Consider the following 20,913-nt stretch of genomic DNA (forward strand, 5'->3'; position numbering starts at 1 on the left):
CAGATCGAACTCCCCGCCGATCATCAGCAGCGCTACCGGCAGCGCCATGATCCCGATCGTCGACGACTGGTACAGGACGTTGGCCATCGAGCTGCCGTCGCGCACCGGCGGCGCCGAGATCAGGAAGAACACGTACACCGCGACGGCACCGAGCAGGACACCGACCTCGGGTCGGGCCAACAGCCGCAGTGGGAGGGGCCGTTGAGAGGTCCGGCCGTCGGTGATCTCCGGGCCGGGGGCCGGCGGTGTGGTCACCGCCGGCTCGGCGTGCGGGGTCACGCTCATCAGCGGGTGCCCTTCGCGGCCAACTCGGCGACGCTGTCGGCGTTGTCCTTGGTGATGAATGCCGGGCCGGTCAGGACGGGCGCGGTGCCGCCGCCGCTGACGTTGCCGTTGTTCTTGTAGAGCCACATGGAGTCGACGGCGAGGTAGCCCTGGAGGTAGGGCTGCTGGTCGACGGCGAACTCGATCGTGCCGTCCTGGACAGCCTTGACCAGTTGCTTGTTCAGGTCGAAGGTCGCGATCTTGGCCTTGGTTCCGGCGTCGGACAGTGACTGCACGGCGGTGAGCGCGATCGGGGCGCCGAGGGTGACCACCTGGTCGATGGAGGAGTCCTGCTTGAGCTTGGCGGTGATCGTCGACTTCACGGACGGCATGTCGGTGCCGTTGACGTAGAGGGTGTCGGTCTTGCCGCTGAAGCCCTTCTTCAGTCCGGCGCAGCGGGCCTCCAGGGCGACCTGTCCCTGCTCCTGGATGACGCACAGGGCGTGCTTGGCGCCGAGCTCGTTGAGGCGTTGGCCGAAGGCCTGGCCCGCGATGTTCTCGTCCTGGCCGAAGTACTCGAGCATGCCGAGCCTCTTCCAGTCGTCCACCCCGGAGTTGAAGCCGACGACCGGGATGCCGGCCGCCTTGGCCTTGGCGACCACGTCCTTCATCGCGTCGGGCTTGGCGGCGGTGAGCGCGATGCCGTCGACCTTCTGGTCGATCGCGTTCTGCACCAGGTTGGCCTGGTTTCCGGCGTTGGGGTCGCTGGAGTAGACGAGCTTGATGTTGTCCTTGGCGGCGGCGGCCTGGGCACCCTTACGGATGAGGTCCCAGAAGGTGTCGCCGGGAGCGGCGTGGGTGATCACTGCCACGGTCATGCGGGGAGTGGTGGCCTTGCCCGCCGAGGCGGCGGCTCCGCCTTCCTCGGCCTTCTTCCCGCCGGAGCTGCTGGAGCACCCGGTGGCGAGCAGTGCGCCGGTGAGAACTACGGCGGTCAGGGTGGCGGCTCGTTGGTGTCTGTGCATGTCCCTCGCACCTCACTGTGCTGGTCAGTATGGGTTGTGCTGGATGGTGTGGAGCGGCTTCGGGTCTAGGTGGGCCGGTCGCTGCGGCCGAGTGGATGGCGGACGCGGGCTGGTGGCGGGGAGGTCCCGCGACGGAAGCCTGAGCTGGTGGGCCCGGAACCGTGACGAAGGGTGCGTCCTGGGCTAGAGCGCTTTACTAGCGCGCTCTAGTGGCTCGTACTATGGATCGAGCCATCGGTGATGTCAATAACTTTGTCAGGACGTATCGACACAGTTCGCAGGTTGTTGCGTGGAGCCGCGTGGAGCCGTACAGGCGATGCCGTCGTGGCCGTTCGATGCCCGGACACCCGTCGGCCGGACGTCCTCGGTGCACCCGCCCCGGACCGTCGTCGTACGGCGGGTCGCCTCGACGTCGGACGGCCGGGAGACGGGCTGTGGGGCGGCTCGCCCCTACCGCGGTCCTGGAGACACGCAGGTCTCGTTCAGGCGACCAGTTCCTTGGTGATGCGGTCGAGCATGAACGCGGAGGACTCGTGGGCCCGTTCCTCCCAGGCGAAGACGCAGGCGGTGGCGACGCCGTCGAAGTTCAGCTCGCGCAGCGTGCCGAAGAAGGCGTCCCAGTCGACCTCGCCCTGGCCGATGTCCAGGTGCTGGTGGATACGGGCCGTGGTGCCAGGTGGGTTGAGGATGTAGCGCAGGCCCGAGGAGCCCTTGTGGTTGAAGGAGTCGGCGATGTGAACGTGCTGGAGCTTGTCGCCGGCGTAGCGCATCATCGCCGCGATGTCCGCGCCGACGTGCGAGGCGCCCGAGAGGTGGAAGCTGTGCGGGGCGCAGTAGAGGTAGTTCACCCACGGCTTGTTGATCGCGCGGACGAGGTCGACCGCGGGCGTGTTCTCCTCGCAGAAGTCGTCCGGGTGGGCCTCCAGGTTGAGGGCGATACCCTCCCGCTCGAAGATCGGCAGGAGTTCCTCCGTCGAGCGCCAGAAAGCGGCCTCGCTCTCGGCGGCCCGCTCGGGACGGCCGTTGAACTCCGAGTTCATCAGCGGGCATTCGAGGTCCGCGGTGATCTCGATCATCCGCTTCCAGTACCGCACGGCGGCCAGCCGCTCGGTCTCGTCGGGCGAGGACCACTTGTACAGCGGAAGCACGGAGGACAGCTTCACCCCGTGCGTACGCAGCGAGTTCTTCAGTTCGGCGATCCGCTCGTCGTCCGCCCGCGGGTGCAGGAAGAACGGCATGAAGTCGTCACGGGGCGACAACTCGATGTACTCGTAGCCGAGGTCGGCCACGGTACGCACCATGTCGTCGATCGGCAGGGCGCGGAACATGTACGGGTCGAGGGCGATCTTCACGCGGCACCTCCGTAGCAGGCGGGGCGGGGCTTGAGGTCGGTGGCGACGACGCGGCCCGACTCCAGGGCCTCGACGGTCGCGCTGGTGATGACGGTGGCGGCGTAGCCGTCCCACGCCGAGGGGCCGGTGGGCTCATGGCCGGCGGCGAGACCCGCGATCCACTCGCGGAACTCCGTGTCGAAGGCGTCCGCGAAGCGGCCCACCCAGTCCGTGAGCACCTCCGTGCTGTGCTGTCCCGCGGTGCGCAGGCCGACCGCGGCCGGGTCGGGCAGTCGGACCAGCCCTTCCTCTCCGACCGCCTCGCACTGGATGTCGTAGCCGTACTGGCAGTTGACGAAGACCTCCAGATCGATGCGGACGCCCTTGGCGGTCTCGAAGAGCATGATCTGCGGGTCCTTGAGGTGGGCGAACCGCTTGCTCGTGGGGCGCGGAGTGACCACCTGGGTGGAGATGATCTCGTCGTCGAGCAGCCAGCGCAGCACGTCCACCTCGTGCACCGCCGTGTCCAGGGCGGCCATGGCGGAGGTGTACGCCGTGGGGACGGTCGGGTTGCGGTGGGCGCAGTGCACGATCAGCGGCTCGCCGATGCGGCCGGAGTCGATGACCTGTTTCATCTGCCGGTATCCGGCGTCGTAGCGGCGCATGAAGCCCACCTGGACCAGGCGGCGGCCGTGTGCCGTCTCGGCCTCGATGATCTTCAGGCAGTCCTCGGCCGTCGTGGCCAGGGGCTTCTCGCAGAACACCGGTTTCCCGGCGGCTATCGCGTTCAGCACGTGCTCGGCGTGGGTCGGGCCCCAGGACGTGACGAGGACGGCGTCGACGTCGTCCGCCGCGATCAGGGCCGCGCCGTCGGGCAGCACTCGGGCGCCGACCGGCGCCGCTGCCTCCTCGGCGCGGGCGGCGTCGATGTCGGTGACCGCGGTGACGCGGGCGCCGGTGACGGTGTCGGTGAGGCGCCGGATGTGTTCCTTGCCGATCCAGCCGGCGCCGATGACGCCTACGCGCACACTCATGGGCGGTGGTCCTTTCTGCGGACTCCGGGCAGCCGTCGGCCCGGAGACAGGGAGAAGTCAGGAGAAGGGAGAAGTCAGGAGAAGCGCGTACGGAGTTCGGCTTCGAGGGTTTCCAGGGACCGTCCCCTGGTTTCGGGGACGTAGCGCTTGACGAAGGTGAGGGCGAGGACGCCCGCCGCCACGAAGAGGAAGAACGTGTTGGAGATCCCGATCCCGTCGACCAGGGACGGGAAGACCAGTCCGATCGCGAAGTTGGTCAGCCACAGCACCACCGCTGCCACGCCCATCCCGAAGCCGCGCATCCGCATCGGGAAGATCTCCGAGAGCATCAGCCAGGTCACCGGTGAGATCGCGCCCTGCTGGAAGGCGAGGAAGGTGACGGTCATGGCGAGCACGGCGTAGGCGCGGCCGTCGCCGGAGGGCAGCACCAGGGAGAACACGCCGATCAGCAACAGGGCGGTTGTCGTGCCGATCTGGCCGGCCATCAGCATCGGACGGCGATTGACCCGGCCGAGCAGCCAGATGCCGACGAAGGTCGCCAGCACCGAGATCACGCCGTTGGCGATGTTGGCGGTCAGGGCGCTGTCGGCGGCGAAGCCGGCGTCGGTGAGGATCTGAGTGCCGTAGTACATGATCGTGTTGACGCCGGTGATCTGCTGCACGATCGCGATGCCGAAGCCGACGAACATCAGCCTGCGCACCCAGGGTGTGGCCCTCATGTCCTGCCAGCCGCCGAGCTTCTCCCGCTCCTCCTTGACGGCGAGGGCGGACACCTCGGCGAGCTCGGCCTCGGCCCGCTGCCGGGACCGCACCTGCTTGAGCACTTCGAGGGCCTCGCCGAAGCGGGTCTGCGAGGCCAGCCACCGCGGGCTCTCCGGCATCACCAGCATGCCGAACCACAGCACCACGGCCGGAACGGTGGCGAGGACGAGCATCCAGCGCCACACACCGCCGGACTCGCCGCCGACCCGGGCGATGATCGCGTTGGAGGTGAAGGCGAGCAACTGGCCGCTGACGATCATGAGTTCGTTGCGGGTGACGAGTGCGCCGCGCCGCTCGGCGGGGGAGACCTCGGCGAGGTAGACGGGCACGGTCACCGAGGCGCCGCCGACCGCGAGTCCGAGCACGAACCGGGCCACGACCATGACCGCCGTGTTCGGCGCGAGCGTGCAGCCGAGCGCCCCGACGAAGAACACCACGGCAAGGATGAGGATCGTACGACGCCGTCCGCGCGCGTCCGACAGGCGCCCGCCGGTGACCGCGCCGAGCGCGGCGCCGAGCAGGAGTGAGCTGGTGACCATGCCCTCGGTGAAGGGGGTCAGGCCCAGGTCGTCGGTCATGTAGGGCAGAGCGCCGTTGATGACGCCGGTGTCGTAGCCGAAGAGAAGTCCGCCGAAGGTGGCGATGACGGTGATGAGCCGCAGCCGCCGGGAGACCGCCGGCGGCGTGTCGTCCGCGGCCGGGGTGGCTTGTGTGATGTCGTCCCTGAGGTCCATGGGCGCCTCCTACCGGTCGAGCGTCGGGCGCCGGGTACCCGTCAGCCCGCAGCGGGCCAGGTGCTCACGGGTGCTGACCGCGATGGGCAGCGGCACCTCGGGAGCGCACGGGTACAGGTCCTGCTCGACGATCACGAACAACTCGGCGTCGAGCTCAGCGAGTTCGGCTACGACGTCGGCCGGGTCCGGCACGCCGGCGGGAGGCGAGACGCACACCCCTCGTTTGACGGCCTCACCGAAGGACAGGTCCTCGGCGGCGACCTGGGCGAGGACGGCCGGGTCCATCTGCTTGATGTGCACGTAGCCCACGCGCTCACCGAAGCGGCGGATCAGGTCGAGGTTGTCGCCGCCGCCGTAGGCCACATGGCCGGTGTCCAGGCAGAGGTTGGTGTAGCGGGAGTCCGTCTCGTTCAGCAGCCGCTCGATCTCCGGCTGGGTCTGGATGTGGCTGTCGGCGTGCGGGTGGACGACGAGCCGTACGTCGTACTCGTCCAGGAGCAGCCGGCCCAGCCGGTCGGCGTTCCGGCCGAAGCCCGCCCACTGCCCGGCGGTCAGCTCCGGCGACTCGGTGAACTCACCGGTCTTCTCGTCCCGGTACATCGGCGGGATGAGGACAAGGTGGTGGGCGCCCGCGGCGGCGGTCAGCGCCGCGACCTGGCGGACATGGGCGAGCATCTCGTCCCAGGCCTCCGGGCGGTGCAGCGCGCCGAACGCGGTGCCGCCGGAGACCTTCAGGCCGCGGGCGTCCAGTTCCTCCCTCAGCCGCTGCGGGTCGGTGGGGAGATAGCCGTAGGGACCGAGCTCCAGCCACGTGTATCCGGCCTCGGCCAGCTCGTCGAGGAAGCGGGTGTACGACACCTGGTGCTCATCCTCGGGGAACCAGATGCCCCAGGAGTCGGGGGCGGAGCCCAGGCACAGGTTGCCTGCGGTGATGCGGAGCGGAGATGGCGCCGTTGCCATGGCGTTTCCTTTGCGGGGGAGGGGTGGGGGCCTTCAGCTGGAGGTGGGGAAGTTGAAGCCGGCGTTGACCTGCTGCGCGGGCTGGGGCCAGCGGGTGGTGACGACCTTGGGGCGGGTGTAGAAGCGAATGCCCTCGGGGCCGTGGACGGGGGAGTCGCCGATGAGGGAGTCCTTCCAGCCGCCGAAGGAGTAGTACGACATCGGCACGGGCACCGGCACGTTGACGCCGATCATGCCGACCTTGACCTGGCGCTGGAAGCGGCGGGCCGCTTCGCCGGAGGCGGTGAACAGGGCGGTGCCGTTCCCGTAGGGGTTGGCGTTGATGAGGTCGATCGCCTCGTCGAGGGACTCGGCGCGGACGATCGCCAGGACCGGGCCGAACAGCTCCTCCTTGTAGGCGTCCATCTCGGTCGTGACGTGGTCGAGCAGGGACGGGCCGGTGAAGAAGCCCTCCGCGTGTCCGTCGACTTTCAGCCCACGGCCGTCGACGACGACGGTGGCGCCCTGGGCGGCGGCGGTGCCGACGGCGTTCTCGACGCGTTCCTGCGCCGCCTTGGTGACCAGCGGGCCCATCTCGGTGCCGGGGGCGTCGCCGGGGCCGACCTTGACCTCGCGGGCCTTGCGCTCCAGCACCTCGACCAGGGCGTCTGCCGCGGCGCCGACCGCGACGGTCACCGACACGGCCATGCAGCGTTCGCCGGCCGAGCCGTAGGCGCCGGCGGTGATGTGGTTGGCGGCGAACTCCAGGTCGGCGTCGGGCAGGACGACGGCGTGGTTCTTGGCGCCGCCGAGGGCCTGGACGCGCTTGCCGTGCGCGGTGGCCTGCTCGTGCACGTACTTGGCGATCGGGGTCGACCCGACGAAGGACACCGCCTCGATCCCCGGGTGGGTCAGGATGGCGTCGACGGCGTCCTTCCCGCCGTGCACGACGTTGAAGACGCCGTCCGGGAGGCCCGCCTTCTTGTAGAGCTCGGCGACGAAGTTGGCGGCGGACGGGTCGCGCTCGCTGGGCTTGAGGATGAACGTGTTGCCGGTGGCGATGGCCATCGGGTGCATCCACAGCGGGACCATCGCGGGGAAGTTGAAGGGCGTGATGCCCGCGACGACGCCGAGCGGCTGGCGGAAGTTGTGCACGTCGACGCCGCGCGAGACCTGGTCGGAGAAGGAGCCCTTCAGTACGTCGCCGAGGCCGCAGGTGAACTCGACGACCTCCCGGCCGCGGGTGATCTCGCCGCGGGCGTCGTCGACGGTCTTGCCGTGTTCGGCGGAGATGATCCGGCCCAGTTCTTCCTCGTGCTCGACGAGGAGTTGACGGAAGGCGAACATCACCTGAGTGCGCTGCGACAGCGACGACTCCGACCAGCTTTCGAAGGCGTGGGAGGCGGCGATGACCGCGGCGTCCACATCGGCGGCCGAGCCGAGGACGACCCGAGCCTGCTCCTGCCCGGTGGCCGGGTTGAACACGGGCGCGGTCTGCGGGACCGTGCCGGTGGCGGGGGAGCCGTTGATCCAGTGGGGGATGGTGTTCACGTGGAGGTTTCCTTACAGGTAGTGCCGCTGGGCACGCTTGTGAGCGGCGTACGTCTCGTACGCGGTGCGGGTGGTGTCGAGGGCGGAGGTCTCGCTGACCGGGACGTCCCACCAGCCGTGTCCGGGCGGGTGGGGCCCGTACAGGTCGGTCTCGACATGCACGACGGTCGTGCGGTGGGCGGCCTTCGCCTTCTCCATCGCCGTACGGAACTCCTCGACGGATGAGGCGTGCAGGACGTCCGCGCCGAGTGAGGAGGCGTTCGCAGCGAGGTCGACGGGGAGTACGTCGCCGTCGAGCTGGCCCGAATCCCCGTCGCGGTAGCGGTACTTGGTGCCGAACCGCTGTGAGCCGAGCGACTCCGACAGGGCGCCGATGGAGGCGAAGCCGTGGTTCTGGACGAGGACGATGATGACTTTCAGGCCCTCGGCGACCATGGTCACGATTTCCTGAGCCATCATCAGATACGAGCCGTCACCGACGAGGACGACGACCTCGCGCGACGGGTCGGCCATTTTCGCGCCGACGCCGGCGGCGACCTCGTAGCCCATGCAGGAGTACGCGTACTCCACGTGGTACGCCTTCGGATCCCTGGCTCGCCACAGCTGCTGCAGATCACCCGGCATCGATCCCGCCGCGTTGATCACGACGGCGCGGTCGTCGAGGACGTCGTTGAGCGCGCCGAGGATCTCGGTCTGTGCGGGCAGGGGGCCGTGGCCGACGTTGAAGCACTGGTCCTCGATCTCCCTTGTGCGGGCGATCAGTTGGCGGGTCCGCTGCCGGTACGACGGCTCCACCTCCCAGTCCGTCAGCGCCCCGGCGAGGGCCTGCATGCCTGATCGGGCGTCGGCAACCAGTGGCTCGGCGGAGTGCTTGACGGCGTCCAGGCGGGCGACGTTGAGGTTGATGAACGTGACGTCGGGGTTGCCGAAGACGGTGTGGCTGGCGGTGGTGAAGTCGGAGTAGCGGGTGCCGATGCCGAGGACGACATCGGCGTCCTTCGCCAGCTCGTTGGCCGCGTACGAGCCGGTGGAGCCGATGCCGCCGACCGCGCAGGGGTGGTCCCAGGGGACGGCGCCCTTGCCGGCGTGGGTGTCGGCGACCGGGATGCCGGTGGCTTCGGCGAAGGCCCGCAGCTCGGTCTCGGCGCCGGAGTACACGGCACCTCCACCCGCCACGATCAGCGGCTTCCGCGCCGCGCGCAGCAGCCGTGCGGCCCGTTCCACGGCGGACGGCTCGGGTACCGGGCGCCCCACATGCCACACCCGGCGCCGGAAGAAGGCGACCGGCCAGTCGTACGCCTCCGCCTGCACGTCCTGCGGGAGCGCGAGGGTGACGGCGCCGGTCTCGACCGGGTCGGTGAGGACCCGCATGGCGGCGAGCGCGGCCGGGATCAGCTGCTCGGGACGGGTGATGCGGTCGAAGTACTTGGATACGGCGCGGAAGGTGTCGTTGACGGTGACGTCCCCGCCGCGGGTGTCCTCCAGTTGCTGGAGGACGGGGTCGGCGGCGCGGGTGGCGAACATGTCGCTGGGCAGCAGCAGGACGGGCAGGCGGTTGGTGGTGGCGAGCGCCGCACCCGTGATCATGTTCGTCGAGCCGGGCCCGGTCGACGCCGTACAGGCGAAGGTCGCCAGCCGGTCGCGCAGCTTCGCGTAGGCCACCGAGGCGTGGACCATGCCCTGCTCGTTGCGCGCCAGGTAGTAGGGCAGGTCGGCCTCGTCGGTGGTGGCGGCCTGCAGCAGCGCCTGCCCGATCCCGGCCACGTTGCCGTGCCCGAAGATGCCCCAGACGCCGGGGATCAGGCGCTGCTCCTGACCGTCGCGCTCGCTGTACTGATGGGCCAGGAAGCGGACGAGGGCCTGCGCGGTGGTGAGTCGGACGGTGTTCATCGCGCGTTGAGCCCTTCGAAGGGAAGCCGGTCGTCGATGTCCTGGGACTCCCAGGTCGCCCGCACCCAGCCGTGCGCGGGGTCGTCGCAGATCAGCCAGGCGCGGTCCTGGCCGGGGCCTGCCATGACGTTGAGGTAGTAGAGGTCGTAGCCGGGCGCGGCGATGGAGGGCCCGTGCCAGCCGTGCGGAATCAGCACCGTGTCCCCGGAGCGGACCTCGGCGAGCACGTCGATGGGCCGCTCCCCGGTGCCGTAGGCCCTCCCCCACGCTCGGCTTCGCTCGCGCGGGGGCACCCCCAGGTAGGCGAAGCCGTTCTCGCCCGCGACCTCGAAGTAGTAGATCTCCTCCAGCTCGGACTCTTCGCCGGGGCGTGCCTCGTCGTGTTTGTGCGGCGGGTAGGAGGGCCAGTTGCCGCCGGGCGTGAGCACCTCGCACACCAGCAGCTGCTCGGCGTCGAAGGTGCCGGGCAGGCAGTAGTTGTTCACCTGGCGCGAGCAGGCGCCGGCGCCGCGCAGTTCGACGGGCACGTCCTCCTTGCGCCCGTACCGAGCTGAGTGACCTCCCTGCTCGGTACAGGCGGAGGGCAGCGCGAACCTCCCACCGTTTGCGCTGCTGATCAGGGCCTCCGACGCGCGCGGCACGTACGCGAAGTCGGTGGCGGAGGCGAACACGCCCGTACGGCCTGCGAGTTCGAAGGTCTTGCCGTCCGTGGTGACGGTGCAGGAGCCCGTCAGCGGCAGGACCAGGAACTCGGAGTCATGGGTGGACAGGGCGTGCGCCCCACCCGGCTTCAGGGGCAGGACCCTGAGGCCGGAGTATCCCCAGCCCGCCGACTCCGGCGTGACCAGAAGGTCGTAGGGCCCGTCGGCCGAAGTCCCCCTGGGCAGGTGGTACTTGCTCGTCCCGGTCACAGCAGGCTCACCGCCTTGTCCACCGCGCCGGCGACGTCGCCGCCCGCGGGATAGAGGAGAGAGCGGCCCACGACCAGGCCCTGCGCGGTGGGGAGCTTGAGCGCCTTGCCCCAGGAGGCGAAGGCCGCCTCAGGATCGGTGACCTCGCCGCCCAGCAGGAGCGCCGGCATCGTGGAAGAGGCCAGGACCCGCTCCATCTCGGCCACGACCGGCAGCTTCAGCCAGGTGTAGGCGGTACGACGGCCCAGCCCCGAGGCGATGCTGATCGACTTGATCACGGCGTCGGGCGACAGGTCGTTGCGGATCCTGCCGTCCTGCCAGGCGGACAGGAACGGCTCCACCAGGGCGATGAGGTGACGGTCGTTCAGCTCGTTGACCGCGCGTGCCGTCTCCATCAGGACGGACGGCGTCGCCGGATCCTGCAGGGCGATGCGGGTGAGCATCTTGCCGCCGTCGAAGCCCATCGCGGCGATCGTCTCGGCGTCGTAGCCGGTGAAGCGGTCGTCGATCTCGAAGGCCGAGCCGGCGAGGCCGGCACGATTCATGGAGCCGAAGACGCTCTTGCCGTCCAGGACGCCGAGCAGGAGCAGGTCTTCGAGGATGTCGGCGGTGGCGAGCACTCCGGTGACGCCGGGGCGCTCCAGGGCGACGCACAGACGGTCCAGCAGCTCGAAGCGGTCGGCCATGGCGGTGGGGTTTCCGCCGACGCCGTTGGCGCCGCGAGCGGGATGGTCGGCGGCGATGATCATGGCCTTGCCGTGCTCGCCGAGCAGCGAGGTCGCCTTCACCCGGCGTGCGGCTGCCGCGGCGATGGCGCCGGGGTCGCCCACCCGGGCGGACACGATCCGGCTCAGGTTGTCGGACAGCACGTCATCATGCCTTTCCTTCGGTGGGAGCGGGGGTTGCCTCGCGGAGCCTGGTGTCGACCTCGGCCTCGGTCGGCATGGCGTCGGAGCAGGACAGGCGGCCGGCGACGATGGCGCCGGCGGCGTTGGCGAAGGCCACCGTGCGGCGCGTGTCCCAGCCGGACAGCAGGCCGTGGCACAGCGCACCGCCGAACGCGTCACCGGCGCCGAGCCCGTTGACCACGTCCACCGGAACCGGCGGGATCTCGGCGACCGACCCGTCCCGGTCCATGGCGAGCACCCCCTTGGGCCCCCGCTTCACCACCGCCAGCTCGACCCCTGCGGCGAGCAGCGCCTTCGCGGCGGTGTAAGGCTCGCGCTCGCCGGTGGCGACCTCGCACTCGTCGAGGTTGCCGACCGCGACCGTCGTGTGGTGCAACGCGTCGGCGTAGTACGCGCGTGCCTGGGACGGATCCGCCCAGAACATCTGCCGCCAGTCCAGGTCGAAGACCGTCGCCCCCGCCTTCGCCCGGTGCGCCAGCGCGGCGAGCGTGGCCGAACGGCTCGGCTCCTCACTCAGCCCGGTCCCGGTCACCCAGAAGATCCGTGCGTCGCGCACCGCGTCCAGGTCCAGCTCACCGGGAGCGATATCGAGGTCGGGAGCCTTCGGCAGCCGGTAGAAGTACAGCGGGAAGTCGTCCGGCGGGAAGATCTCGCAGAACGTCACCGGGGTCGGCGCGATGTCCGACGTACCGACGAAACGGCTGTCGACGCCGTAGCCGTCCAGGGCCGTGCGGACGAAGTCGCCGAACGGGTCCCGGCCGGTCTTGGTGATCACGGCCGACGAACGGCCGTAACGGGCGGCGGCCACGGCCACGTTCGTCGGGCTGCCACCCAGGTACTTGCCGAACGAGGTGACCTCCGCCAGCCCCACGCCCGTCTGGAGCGGATACACATCCACTCCCACACGGCCCATGGTCAGCACATCGAACGGCATCACGCTGGTTTCCCTTCGCTCCGGAGACACCGGGACGTTCTCGGGGATGTTTTGATCTCGCGCGCTCTACTAGCGCGCTCTAGGCAAGTACGATGAGCCCTGTCCAAATGTCATGTCAATAGCTTGTTGCCGGGAGATTTCGCGGCCGACCGTAAGGTGGGGCGCGTCGAAGGGGGAGGTTCACAGGTGGATGCGTCGGCCAAGCAACGGCCCACGATGGCGGACGTCGCCGCGAAAGCGGGCGTGTCCAGGGCACTCGTGTCGATCATTTTCCGTGGCCAGCCGGGGGCCAGCCAGGAGACCCGCGAACGCGTCCTGCGCGTGGCCGACGAGATCGGCTACCACCCCGACAACGCCGCCCGGCTGCTTGCCCGGGGACGCAGCCGCACGCTCGGCGTGATGTTCACCGTGCACCAGACCTTCCACTCGGACCTCATCGCGGGCATCTACCCCGAGGCCGAACGGCTCGGCTACGACGTACTGCTCTCCGCCGCCACGCAGAGCCGGGACGAGGCCAAGGCGATCGAGGCGCTCCTCGGCCACCGTTGCGAGGCGGTGATCCTGCTCGGCTCCGACGCGGAGGCCGCCTACCTCGACGAGCTCGGGCGTCGCACGGTCACCGTGTCGGTCAGTCGCCGGGTGCCCCACGCCCACGTCGACTTCGTGCACTCGGCCGAGGGCAAGGGGGTGCGACAGGCCATGGATCACCTTGTCGAGCTGGGGCACCGTCGGATCCTGCACATCGACGGCGGCCGTGGCCCCGGGTCGGCCGATCGACGGCGCGCCTACCGGGCCGCGATGCGTCGTCACGGGCTGGAGTCGGAGATGCGGGTCGTTCCCGGTGACCACACCGAGCTGTCGGGCATCGAGACGGGGCAGTCACTCCTGGCGGAGCGCGACCGCGGGCAGCCCCTGCCGACCGCTGTCCTGGCGGGCAACGACCGGTGCGCGTGGGGGCTGTTGATGTCGCTGACGCGGGCCGGGGTCGACGTCCCCCGTGACATGTCGGTCGTCGGTTACGACGACAGTCATCTGTCCCACCTGATGCCCATCGGCCTCACCACGGTGCGTCAGGACGCGGTCCTCATGGCGGAACACGCGGTGCGCTTCGCCGTGGAGCGGCTGGAAGGCGGGGATGTGGCACCGCGGGAGGCCGTGCTGGACCCGAAACTGGTGGTCAGGGGGACCAGCGGACCGGCTCCGGAGTTCCAGGCCTGAGTTGCGTGGTTCCACCTGGGGGTGCCCGATCCCGGTGCGTCGTGCGGGACCTTACGACAGGCGGTCATGACCCTGCTCGACCGGGCCTGGACCGTTCCGAAGGTGCCGGGCGTCGATGACTTCGCCGTCCGTCAAGGACGCCGCCTTGAGAACGGCCGCTTCGGGAACGGCGGGCTTGCGGAGCAGGAGCAGCGCCGCGTCGTCGTGCAGTCGGCCTCCCACATGTGCCAGCAGTTCGTTGTGGAGCGCTGTGAGGGTATGTGCCGGCTCGTCGGACAGGTGCTGCGCCAGCCTCTCGGTGAGCGGGTAGAACTCACGGCCGTGGTCGCGGGCCTCCGTGACCCCGTCGGTGTAGAGCAGCAGCTGATCCCCGTCGGCGAAGGGCAGTATCTGCAGGCTGGGAGTCTCGCCCGAGAGGGCGCGCAGGCCGAGCGGCGGGGCCGGATGGGCGGGTTCCACCGGTACGACTCCGGCGCCGTGCACCAGGAGCGGGGGAGCGTGTCCGCAGTTGACCAGCTCCAGATGGCCTGGTCGGGGATGTCCGGCGACCACGGCGGTGACGAAGTCGTCGCAGCTGAGGTTGCGCGCCAGACTCCGTTCGATCCTGGCGACGACGGCGAGGAGATCGGGCTCCTCGTAGGCCGCCTCGCGGAAGACCCCGAGCACCAGAGCGGCGATCCCCACAGCCGGCAGCCCCTTGCCGCGCACATCGCCGACGATCAGCCGAACCCCGTACGGGGTGGGCACGAGGGCGTAGAGATCCCCGCCGATACGGGCCTCCGCGGCCGCGGCGCTGTAGCGGACGGCCACCTGGAAGGGGCCGACGGTCGCCGGTACGGGCTGGAGCAGCGCGTGCTGGGCGGCTTCGGCGACCGAGCGGACGGCCGCGAGCACTCGCTCGCGACGCCCGCGCAACGCGCTGGCCAGGCCACTCGCCAGGGTGACGGCCACCAGGGCGGACAGCACGGCTGCCAGCTCGCGGCCCGGTGCACCGTCATGGATGCCGAGCACCGCGCCCAGCACCCCGGCGAGGAGACCGACACAGAGGACCCCGCGCGGCCCGCTGGTGGTGGCGGCCAGCGCGGGCCCGGCCGCGAGCAGCGACAGCCAGGTCAGCCCGACTCCGGTGAGGAGGTCGACGACCACGATGGCGGAAACGATCAGGACGGGCAGTACGGGCGTACCGGAGACCAGCTGCGCGGCGACACGATTCCAGGACGCCGTCCCCGAGGCGGCCGCCTGGTTTCTGGGCCGCCGTATCGGTCCGTGGTCGCCACCATGCACTCGGGTGTGACTCATGTTTTGCCCGCAGTCCTCACCTGTGTACGGAGCGTGTGCTCCGGAAATGTCCGTTTGATTCAGGAAAGAGGATTAGTCAGAGTGCCACAAGGAGGCGATTTTCAGATAGTGAGTGACAGGCCTGTGGTCACGCGACTTGCGGTCGGGAGCAGTCGCGCCCGGATCTCCTCGAGTCGGGACAGCCGGTCCGCCCGCAGCGAGACGCCGAGCGAGCCGAGCACGTTCCCGCTGTACACGGGCACCGCGATACAGACCGTGCCGAGGGCGTACTCCTCCATGTCCGTGACGGCCGGCGCCACGGGGGAGGAGTCGAGTCGCCGGAGCAGTTCCGGGGCGTCGGTGATGGTCCGTGGCGTGAGATCGGCGAGGCGGTGCCGGGAGAGATAGTCCTTGCGGGAGTCCTCGTCCAGCTCGCGCAGCACCGACTTGCCCAGTGCGGTGGCGTGGCCGGCGTCCTCGAATCCCACCCAGAGGTCGACTCGGGGTGCCCGGGGGCTGTCCACGATCTCGGCGACCCGGATCTCGCCGTCCTCGTAGAAGGTGAGGTAGGCGGCGGTCGCGAGCTCGTCCCGCAGCGCGGCCAGCGCCGGACGGACCCGGCTGAGCAGCGCCTGCCCGCGGCCCGTGGTGTGGAGCGCCTGTACCTTGTCGCCCAGGACGAACCCGCCGTCGTCCAGCTTCCGCAGGTATCCGTCGTGGACCAAGGTCCGCAGCAGGTGGTACGCGGTGGCCAGAGGCAGCCCCGTCTCCCGTGCCAGCTGCTTCGCCGGCGCGCCGTTCTCGTGCGCGCTCACCGCCTCCAGCAGGCGGAAGGCCCGCTGCACGGAGGTGATGAGCGTAGGGCCGGGGCCGTCGTGAGCAGCCATACGACCAGCGTGCGCCGGGTATGCGGCGCAGGCAAGATTCGCGCGGCTCCTTGCCACTCCGCGCGACCCCACGATCAGGGCCTGGAGGATCACTGTGCCCCGTACACGTAAGCGGCGACCCAGGTGATGCCGAGCTCGGCGCTGCTGCACGGAGCCGCGCCGCCCGGCCCGTGCAGGGCGCCTTTGTTCTGCAGTACCCAGGACTTGGGCCGGTCCGGCACATCGCGGATGTCGTACCTCCTCTGCCGAGCGTCCACGAGGAACGGCACGTGTCCGGCGTTCACCGGCTCGCTTTGCGGACGCTCGCAGTATCCATACGTCATCGGTGACCAAGGTCCGCCTGCGCGGCCGCCACCTGCAGCAGAGTCTGCTGCACGGGTTGGGGGCGTGCGTGTGCCCAGCGCGATCACCCATCACCCTGCGGTTCCGTGCAGTGCGCCGCGCTTCACCGCTCATACGCCGCGTCGGCCGCCCCTCCGGGCGGCTGCCTTGCGATGATGCGCCAGGAGTCCGAAAAATCCGGCGAGGAAACCGCTGACGAGCCCGGACACGGGTTTCGAGGTCACTCGACGTCCCCTGAAGGGCGGCTGCCGGATTCGTGTGCCTCGGAGCGGCCGGCCGTCAGCGGGACATTCTGCGCGGCCGGAAGCGTCCGTCCCAGGCGGGCGAGCGGGGACAGAGCCATCACCACCGGGGACAGCAACATGCCGGCGGCCGTCGCCAAGAGACTGGTGCGCAATCCCCACTCCTCTGCGAGGAATCCGCCGAGCAGGGAGCCGAGCGGGGACAGCCCCATGCCGACAAACGTGATCGTCGCGGCCGCGCGGCCTTGCATCCCGTCTGGAGTGACGGTCTGTCGGACGGCCATGACCGCCACATTCACCAACTGGCCGCCTACCCCGAACACGAAGCTGACCGCGAGGAGCGCGGGAACGGTCACCGCAGAGGAGCCGTGCAGCGCGGGTACACACAAGAACACGCCGTCGCCGAGTGCGGCCGCGGCCACGAGTACCGGGCCGTACCCGAACCGGTTCGGCAGGCGGGCGGCCAGGAGGGAGCCCAGGAGCGCGCCCGGCCCTGTCGCCGCGAGTGCCAGCCCGACGGCGGTGCCGGACAGGTGCAGTTCCCTCGGCAGGAAGAGCAGATAGACGGTCATCACGGCCGCGAAGGAGAACTGGAAGGCGGCCGAGGCCAGGCACACGGTCCGCAGCGCGGTATCGCGGGCGACGAAACGGAGGCCCTCGTGGATCCGCCGCCAGACCCAAGACGGACGTTCCAGGGGCTCCGAAGTCGATTCGACTTGACGGATTCGTCGGATGGACAGGAACGACAGCGCGAAGAACAGTGCGCCGGCGGCGGCAGCGATCGGCGCCGACAGCAGGGACACCAACGCACCGCCGAGGGCAGGACCGCCAATCTGAGCCGCGGACCGGCTGCCCTCAAGCGCGCTGTTGCCCCGTACCAGCTGATCGCGTTGCACCAGCCGTACAAGAGATGCTTGGTATGCCACGTCGAAGAACACGGACAGGGCCCCGATGGCGAAGGCGATCACGAAGAGCGCGGGCAGGCCGAGCAGGCCGAAGAGGCCGGCCACCGCGGCGGCACCCAGGGCAAGGGTCCGGCCGACGTCAGTCAGCACCATCACTGTGCGAGTGCGCCACCGGTCCACCCATGCGCCGACGAAGAGCGCGAGCAACAGGATCGGCGCCTGGCCCACGGCACGCAGGACGCCCAGCTGGGGGGCACTGGCATTGAGCGTCAGGACGGCGAAGAGCGGAAGAACGACCAGACCTGTGTGTTCCCCGAGTTGGGAGGCGGTCTGCCCCACCCAGAGTCTGCGGAAGTTGCTGTCCCGCCACAGGCTCGACGGAACCGGTCGACCGGAATCGGATACAGCGGAGGAAGCGGACGGCACAGAGATCCCTCGGGTTGCCGACAACGAGGCCCGCTACCGGGCACACGACAGGTGCGCCGACGGTTCAGGCAGGAGGAGGCTCGCTGTGCCGCAACATCAAGGGCGGCACGCGATGACAGGCCGATCGGCCTACAACGTCAACGCGCGCTCGGGCGACCGACCATGTCTGCAACTCCTCGTGGATCAACTCGATGCACCCGGACACTAGCGCTGGGTGGCTCAGCGCGAAAGGCAATTAGGGTCCGGGCTTCGACGCGGTGAACTCACCTGGCTGGCTCAGGTCGTGCGATTTCGCTGGTCGCACGCTGGTGCAGAAGACAACGGCAGGAACCGTGGGCGCGCCGGCCGTCGCGAACGCGCCGCTGGTCTTGTACGCGACCTTCGTGGTGGCCGCCCGACCGCGCGGTGCCTGCAGACCAAGGATTCCGGCCGGTGACGTTCGTTGTGACCGGCGAGGGAGGCCAGGCCGACGAGGATCCGGCCTGCGCTGAACACGTTGGTCAATGTATGGCCGGCAGCGATGTCGAGCCCCGTATCTCCACCGCGCGAGGACTTCTCGTGCCGCGGCAGACCTCGCCGGTGGGCTGAATGGTCACGCTGAAAAGGTTCACTCCTTGCTGAGGACGATGTCGAACGTCGCCGAGGTCCACGGTCCCTCCAGCTGTCGGCTGTCCGGCGTCGGAGTTCCGGCCTCGTGACGATCGAAGGGGCGGATGAGTGACTCCTTCACGCCGAAGACGGAGTCGGCGTTCAGACAGGGGTCGCCCGCCACGAAGACGTGCGTGATGAGACGCCGGAAGCCGGGTGCCGTCACCATGAAATGCAGATGCGGTGCGCGCATCGGTGAGCGGCCGGCGTGGTCGAGGAGTTGGCCGACGGGGCCGTCGTCCGGGATCGGGTACGGCGTTGGAGTGAGACCCCAGAACCGGTAGCGGCCCTCGGCGTCGGTGAAGAAGTGTGCGCGCCCCGCGAGGCCGCCGTCGTCGTACTGGACGTCGTACATGCCGTCGTCGTCGGCCTCCCACACCTCGACGCGGGCACCGGCGACGGGGTTGCCGTCGGTGTCCGTGACCCGGCCGTCGACCCACGCGGGCTCACCGGTCGCGCCGCCCGCGATGTCCCCGCCGAGCTCGATCTTTGGCGAGTCCTGGACGAAGAACGGGCCGAGGACCGTGGCCTGCGTCGACGCGTCGAGGCCCGGCTCGTTCACCGCGACGGTGAGCATGGAGATGCCGAGGACGTCCGAGAGGAGGACGAACTCCTGGCGGGTGTCGGTCGTGATGTGACCGGCCGCGGTGAGGAACTCGATCGCCGCGCCCCACTCGTCCTCGGTGAGGCGGGTCTCGCGCACGAACGCGTGGGCGTGCCGAACGAGGGCCTGCATGACCTCGCGGAACCGTTCGTCCTTCGCGGTGTCGAAGCTCGCGACGACCTTGTCGGTCAGTTCCTGTTCAGTCGTGTCAGTCATCGGGGATGCCCTTCCGTGCGAGGGGAGGTGAGCGGGATCGGCACCGGGGTGTCCCCGCGGCACGCGCGCCCCAGCAGCTCGCGCATCTCGTCACGGGTCACGCGCCGCGGGTTGGTGTCCGGGATCTGTGCCATGACGAGGTCGCAGGCCCGGTCGAGTTCCTCCTCGGCCAGTCCCAACTCGCTGAGCGAGCGCGGAGGTTCGAGCCGGGCGTAGAGGGCGAGCAGCGCGCCGAAGGGGTCGGTGCGTTCGTCGAGCGCCGCTGCGAGGTGCCGCGCCGCCTCGGGTGCCGCGGGCAGGTTGAGACCGACCACGTGCGGCAGGACCACCGAGTGCAGGGCGGCGTGTTCGAGGTCGTACGCGCCGCCGAGGACATGGCACACCTTGTGGTGCAGTCCGGAACCGGCGCCCGCGAAGGCGACCGCCCCGAGGTAGGTGCCGAAGAGGATCTCCCGGCGGGCCGCGACGTCCCGGCTGTCGGCGACGATGCGCGGCAGCGCCGATGCCAGCGAGCGGACGCCCTCGACGGCCAGGGCGGAGCTGATCGGGTTGTGCCGGGGGGCCCACCACGCGTCGACGCAGTGGGCGAGCGCGTTGAGCCCCGACGTCACCGACAGGCGGGTCGGCAGCGACAGCATCAGGGTCGCGTCGTAGACGACGACGCGGGGCAGCACCTTCGGATCGACGCCGGTGCGCTTGTGGCCGTCCTCGGTGAGGCCCCAGACGGGGGTCGCCTCGGAGCCGGCGTATGTCGTGGGGACGGCGAGGATCGGCAGGCCGGTGGTGAGCGCGGCTGCCTTGGCGGTGCCCGTGGTGGAGCCGCCGCCGACGCTCAGCAGCAGGTCGGCCGCGTGTTCGGTGGCCGCCGCCCGCACGGCCTGTGCCACCTCGGCCGGCACATGCGGCCTGACGGCGCTGAACGTCGCCACGACGGGAACGTCCTTGCAGATGTCCTCGGACAGGGCGCGTTCGCCCTCGGCCGCGATCACCAGGACCCGGCGCGCGCCGAGCCCTGCGACCTCGGCAGTCACGTCCTCCCGTGCGGTGCCCGAGCCGAAGACGACCCGCTGGCCCCAGGACTCGTAGACGACCCGCGTCATGCCGTCGCCGCCCGCACCCGGGGTACCGCGCCCGCCGCGAACGCGCCGATCAGCGCCGGTACGGCGAAGGCGTAGAAGGCCCACTCGACGTCGGCGCCCGAGCTGAGGACGAACGCGCCCAGGGACGGGCCGGCGATCGCGCCGAAGCGGCCGATCGACAGGGCCCAGGCGAGGCCGTTGCCGCGCAGGGCGTCCGGGTAGCGCGTGACGATGAACGCGTTGCCGAGGATCTGCGAACCGATGAACCCGAACCCGCTGATGAACATGAGCACGAACATAACGGGTGTCGGCGGGCGGGTGCTCATCGCGACGAGGCTCAATGTGCCGACCAGGAACGCGACGACCACCACGCGCTTGGCGCCCAGCGCGTCCGCGACCCGGCCGCCCACGATGGCACCGACGCCGACGCCCAGCCACATGGCCGCCGTCTGCAGCAGCGCCGAGCCGAGGGAGAAGCCCGCGGCCTGCATGATGCTGGGCAGCCAGGTGCTGATGCCGAAGACCAGCAGCAGTCCGCAGAAGGACATGGCCCAGAACAGCACGGTCGAGACCGCGAGCCCGCCCGTCAGCAGCGGTCCGATACCGAGCCAGCGACCCGGGTCCGACGTCGGGGAGGCGTCCGACGGGGCGAGACCGAGCTGCTCCTCCACCGCCCTCGCCTCGGCCGTCCGGGCCGTACGGCTGAGGTGGAACGGGCTCTCCGGGAGCCGCATCACCAGAGGTATGGCCAGGAACACCGGGGTCACGCCGATCACGTACAGCCA

General features: G+C 70.0%; 18 protein-coding genes and 1 pseudogene. 1 reads left to right on the forward strand and 18 read right to left on the reverse strand.

Features of this window, described 5'->3' with window-relative positions:
* The 11 genes and pseudogenes from AC5P09_RS43425 to iolC form a co-directional block, all read right to left on the reverse strand.
* Positions 1-285: pseudogene (locus AC5P09_RS43425) on the reverse strand (ABC transporter permease); the annotation flags it as partial.
* Complete coding sequence (locus AC5P09_RS43430) at positions 285-1,289, reverse strand: sugar ABC transporter substrate-binding protein (protein WP_493879209.1); 1,005 nt, start codon at positions 1,287-1,289, stop codon at positions 285-287. The gene AC5P09_RS43430 and the pseudogene AC5P09_RS43425, both read right to left, overlap by 1 nt.
* 482 nt (positions 1,290-1,771) lie before the next feature.
* The gene (locus AC5P09_RS43435) at positions 1,772-2,641 is read right to left on the reverse strand and encodes a sugar phosphate isomerase/epimerase family protein (protein WP_493879210.1); all 870 of its coding nucleotides are present in this window, start codon (positions 2,639-2,641) and stop codon (positions 1,772-1,774) included.
* Positions 2,638-3,654 (reverse strand): Gfo/Idh/MocA family protein, encoded by a 1,017-nt coding sequence (locus tag AC5P09_RS43440; protein WP_493879211.1) that lies wholly within the window; start codon positions 3,652-3,654, stop codon positions 2,638-2,640. Before AC5P09_RS43440 ends, AC5P09_RS43435 begins: the two co-directional genes overlap by 4 nt.
* 74 nt (positions 3,655-3,728) lie before the next feature.
* The gene (locus AC5P09_RS43445; protein ID WP_493879212.1) at positions 3,729-5,150 is read right to left on the reverse strand and encodes a sugar porter family MFS transporter; all 1,422 of its coding nucleotides are present in this window, start codon (positions 5,148-5,150) and stop codon (positions 3,729-3,731) included.
* A 9-nt stretch (positions 5,151-5,159) separates the two neighbouring features.
* Positions 5,160-6,110 (reverse strand): TIM barrel protein, encoded by a 951-nt coding sequence (locus AC5P09_RS43450; protein WP_493879213.1) that lies wholly within the window; start codon positions 6,108-6,110, stop codon positions 5,160-5,162.
* A 33-nt stretch (positions 6,111-6,143) separates the two neighbouring features.
* Positions 6,144-7,640 carry a CoA-acylating methylmalonate-semialdehyde dehydrogenase gene (locus tag AC5P09_RS43455; protein ID WP_493879214.1) on the reverse strand — a complete coding sequence of 499 codons (1,497 nt, stop codon included), beginning with the start codon at positions 7,638-7,640 and terminating at the stop codon, positions 6,144-6,146.
* Positions 7,641-7,652: 12 nt separating this feature from the next.
* Positions 7,653-9,530 carry a 3D-(3,5/4)-trihydroxycyclohexane-1,2-dione acylhydrolase (decyclizing) gene (gene iolD / locus AC5P09_RS43460; RefSeq protein WP_493879215.1) on the reverse strand — a complete coding sequence of 626 codons (1,878 nt, stop codon included), beginning with the start codon at positions 9,528-9,530 and terminating at the stop codon, positions 7,653-7,655.
* The gene (gene iolB / locus AC5P09_RS43465) at positions 9,527-10,441 is read right to left on the reverse strand and encodes a 5-deoxy-glucuronate isomerase (protein WP_493879216.1); all 915 of its coding nucleotides are present in this window, start codon (positions 10,439-10,441) and stop codon (positions 9,527-9,529) included. Before iolB ends, iolD begins: the two co-directional genes overlap by 4 nt.
* Positions 10,438-11,310 (reverse strand): Cgl0159 family (beta/alpha)8-fold protein, encoded by an 873-nt coding sequence (locus AC5P09_RS43470; RefSeq protein ID WP_406491018.1) that lies wholly within the window; start codon positions 11,308-11,310, stop codon positions 10,438-10,440. Before AC5P09_RS43470 ends, iolB begins: the two co-directional genes overlap by 4 nt.
* A 4-nt stretch (positions 11,311-11,314) precedes the next feature.
* Positions 11,315-12,283, reverse strand: coding sequence for a 5-dehydro-2-deoxygluconokinase (iolC, locus tag AC5P09_RS43475; RefSeq protein WP_493879217.1), 969 nt, complete (start codon positions 12,281-12,283; stop codon positions 11,315-11,317).
* Between the two features lie 216 nt (positions 12,284-12,499).
* On the opposite strand from iolC, the gene AC5P09_RS43480 reads away from it, so the two are divergent.
* Positions 12,500-13,501: a LacI family DNA-binding transcriptional regulator gene (locus AC5P09_RS43480; protein ID WP_493879231.1), complete on the forward strand. Its 1,002-nt coding sequence runs from the start codon at positions 12,500-12,502 to the stop codon at positions 13,499-13,501.
* A gap of 51 nt (positions 13,502-13,552) precedes the next feature.
* On the opposite strand, the gene AC5P09_RS43485 is transcribed toward AC5P09_RS43480, so the two are convergent.
* The 7 genes from AC5P09_RS43485 to AC5P09_RS43515 form a co-directional block, all read right to left on the reverse strand.
* Entirely contained in the window at positions 13,553-14,800 is a 1,248-nt protein-coding gene (locus tag AC5P09_RS43485) for a PP2C family protein-serine/threonine phosphatase (RefSeq protein WP_493879218.1), read from the reverse strand.
* A gap of 101 nt (positions 14,801-14,901) precedes the next feature.
* Complete coding sequence (locus AC5P09_RS43490) at positions 14,902-15,666, reverse strand: IclR family transcriptional regulator (RefSeq protein ID WP_493879219.1); 765 nt, start codon at positions 15,664-15,666, stop codon at positions 14,902-14,904.
* Between the two features lie 89 nt (positions 15,667-15,755).
* A complete protein-coding gene (locus tag AC5P09_RS43495) occupies positions 15,756-15,989 on the reverse strand; it encodes a hypothetical protein (protein WP_493879220.1) in 234 nt (77 codons plus the stop codon).
* Between the two features lie 239 nt (positions 15,990-16,228).
* Positions 16,229-17,581, reverse strand: a complete 1,353-nt coding sequence (locus AC5P09_RS43500; RefSeq protein WP_493879221.1) for an MFS transporter — start codon at positions 17,579-17,581, stop codon at positions 16,229-16,231.
* Between the two features lie 607 nt (positions 17,582-18,188).
* The gene (locus tag AC5P09_RS43505; RefSeq protein WP_493879222.1) at positions 18,189-19,049 is read right to left on the reverse strand and encodes a dioxygenase family protein; all 861 of its coding nucleotides are present in this window, start codon (positions 19,047-19,049) and stop codon (positions 18,189-18,191) included.
* Entirely contained in the window at positions 19,046-20,149 is a 1,104-nt protein-coding gene (locus AC5P09_RS43510; protein WP_493879232.1) for a maleylacetate reductase, read from the reverse strand. Before AC5P09_RS43510 ends, AC5P09_RS43505 begins: the two co-directional genes overlap by 4 nt.
* Positions 20,146-20,904, reverse strand: a complete 759-nt coding sequence (locus tag AC5P09_RS43515; protein WP_493879223.1) for an MFS transporter — start codon at positions 20,902-20,904, stop codon at positions 20,146-20,148. The genes AC5P09_RS43510 and AC5P09_RS43515 overlap by 4 nt, the downstream gene beginning before the upstream one ends.
* Positions 20,905-20,913 lie beyond the last annotated feature (9 nt).

Source organism: Streptomyces sp. a15 (genome assembly GCF_059026085.1).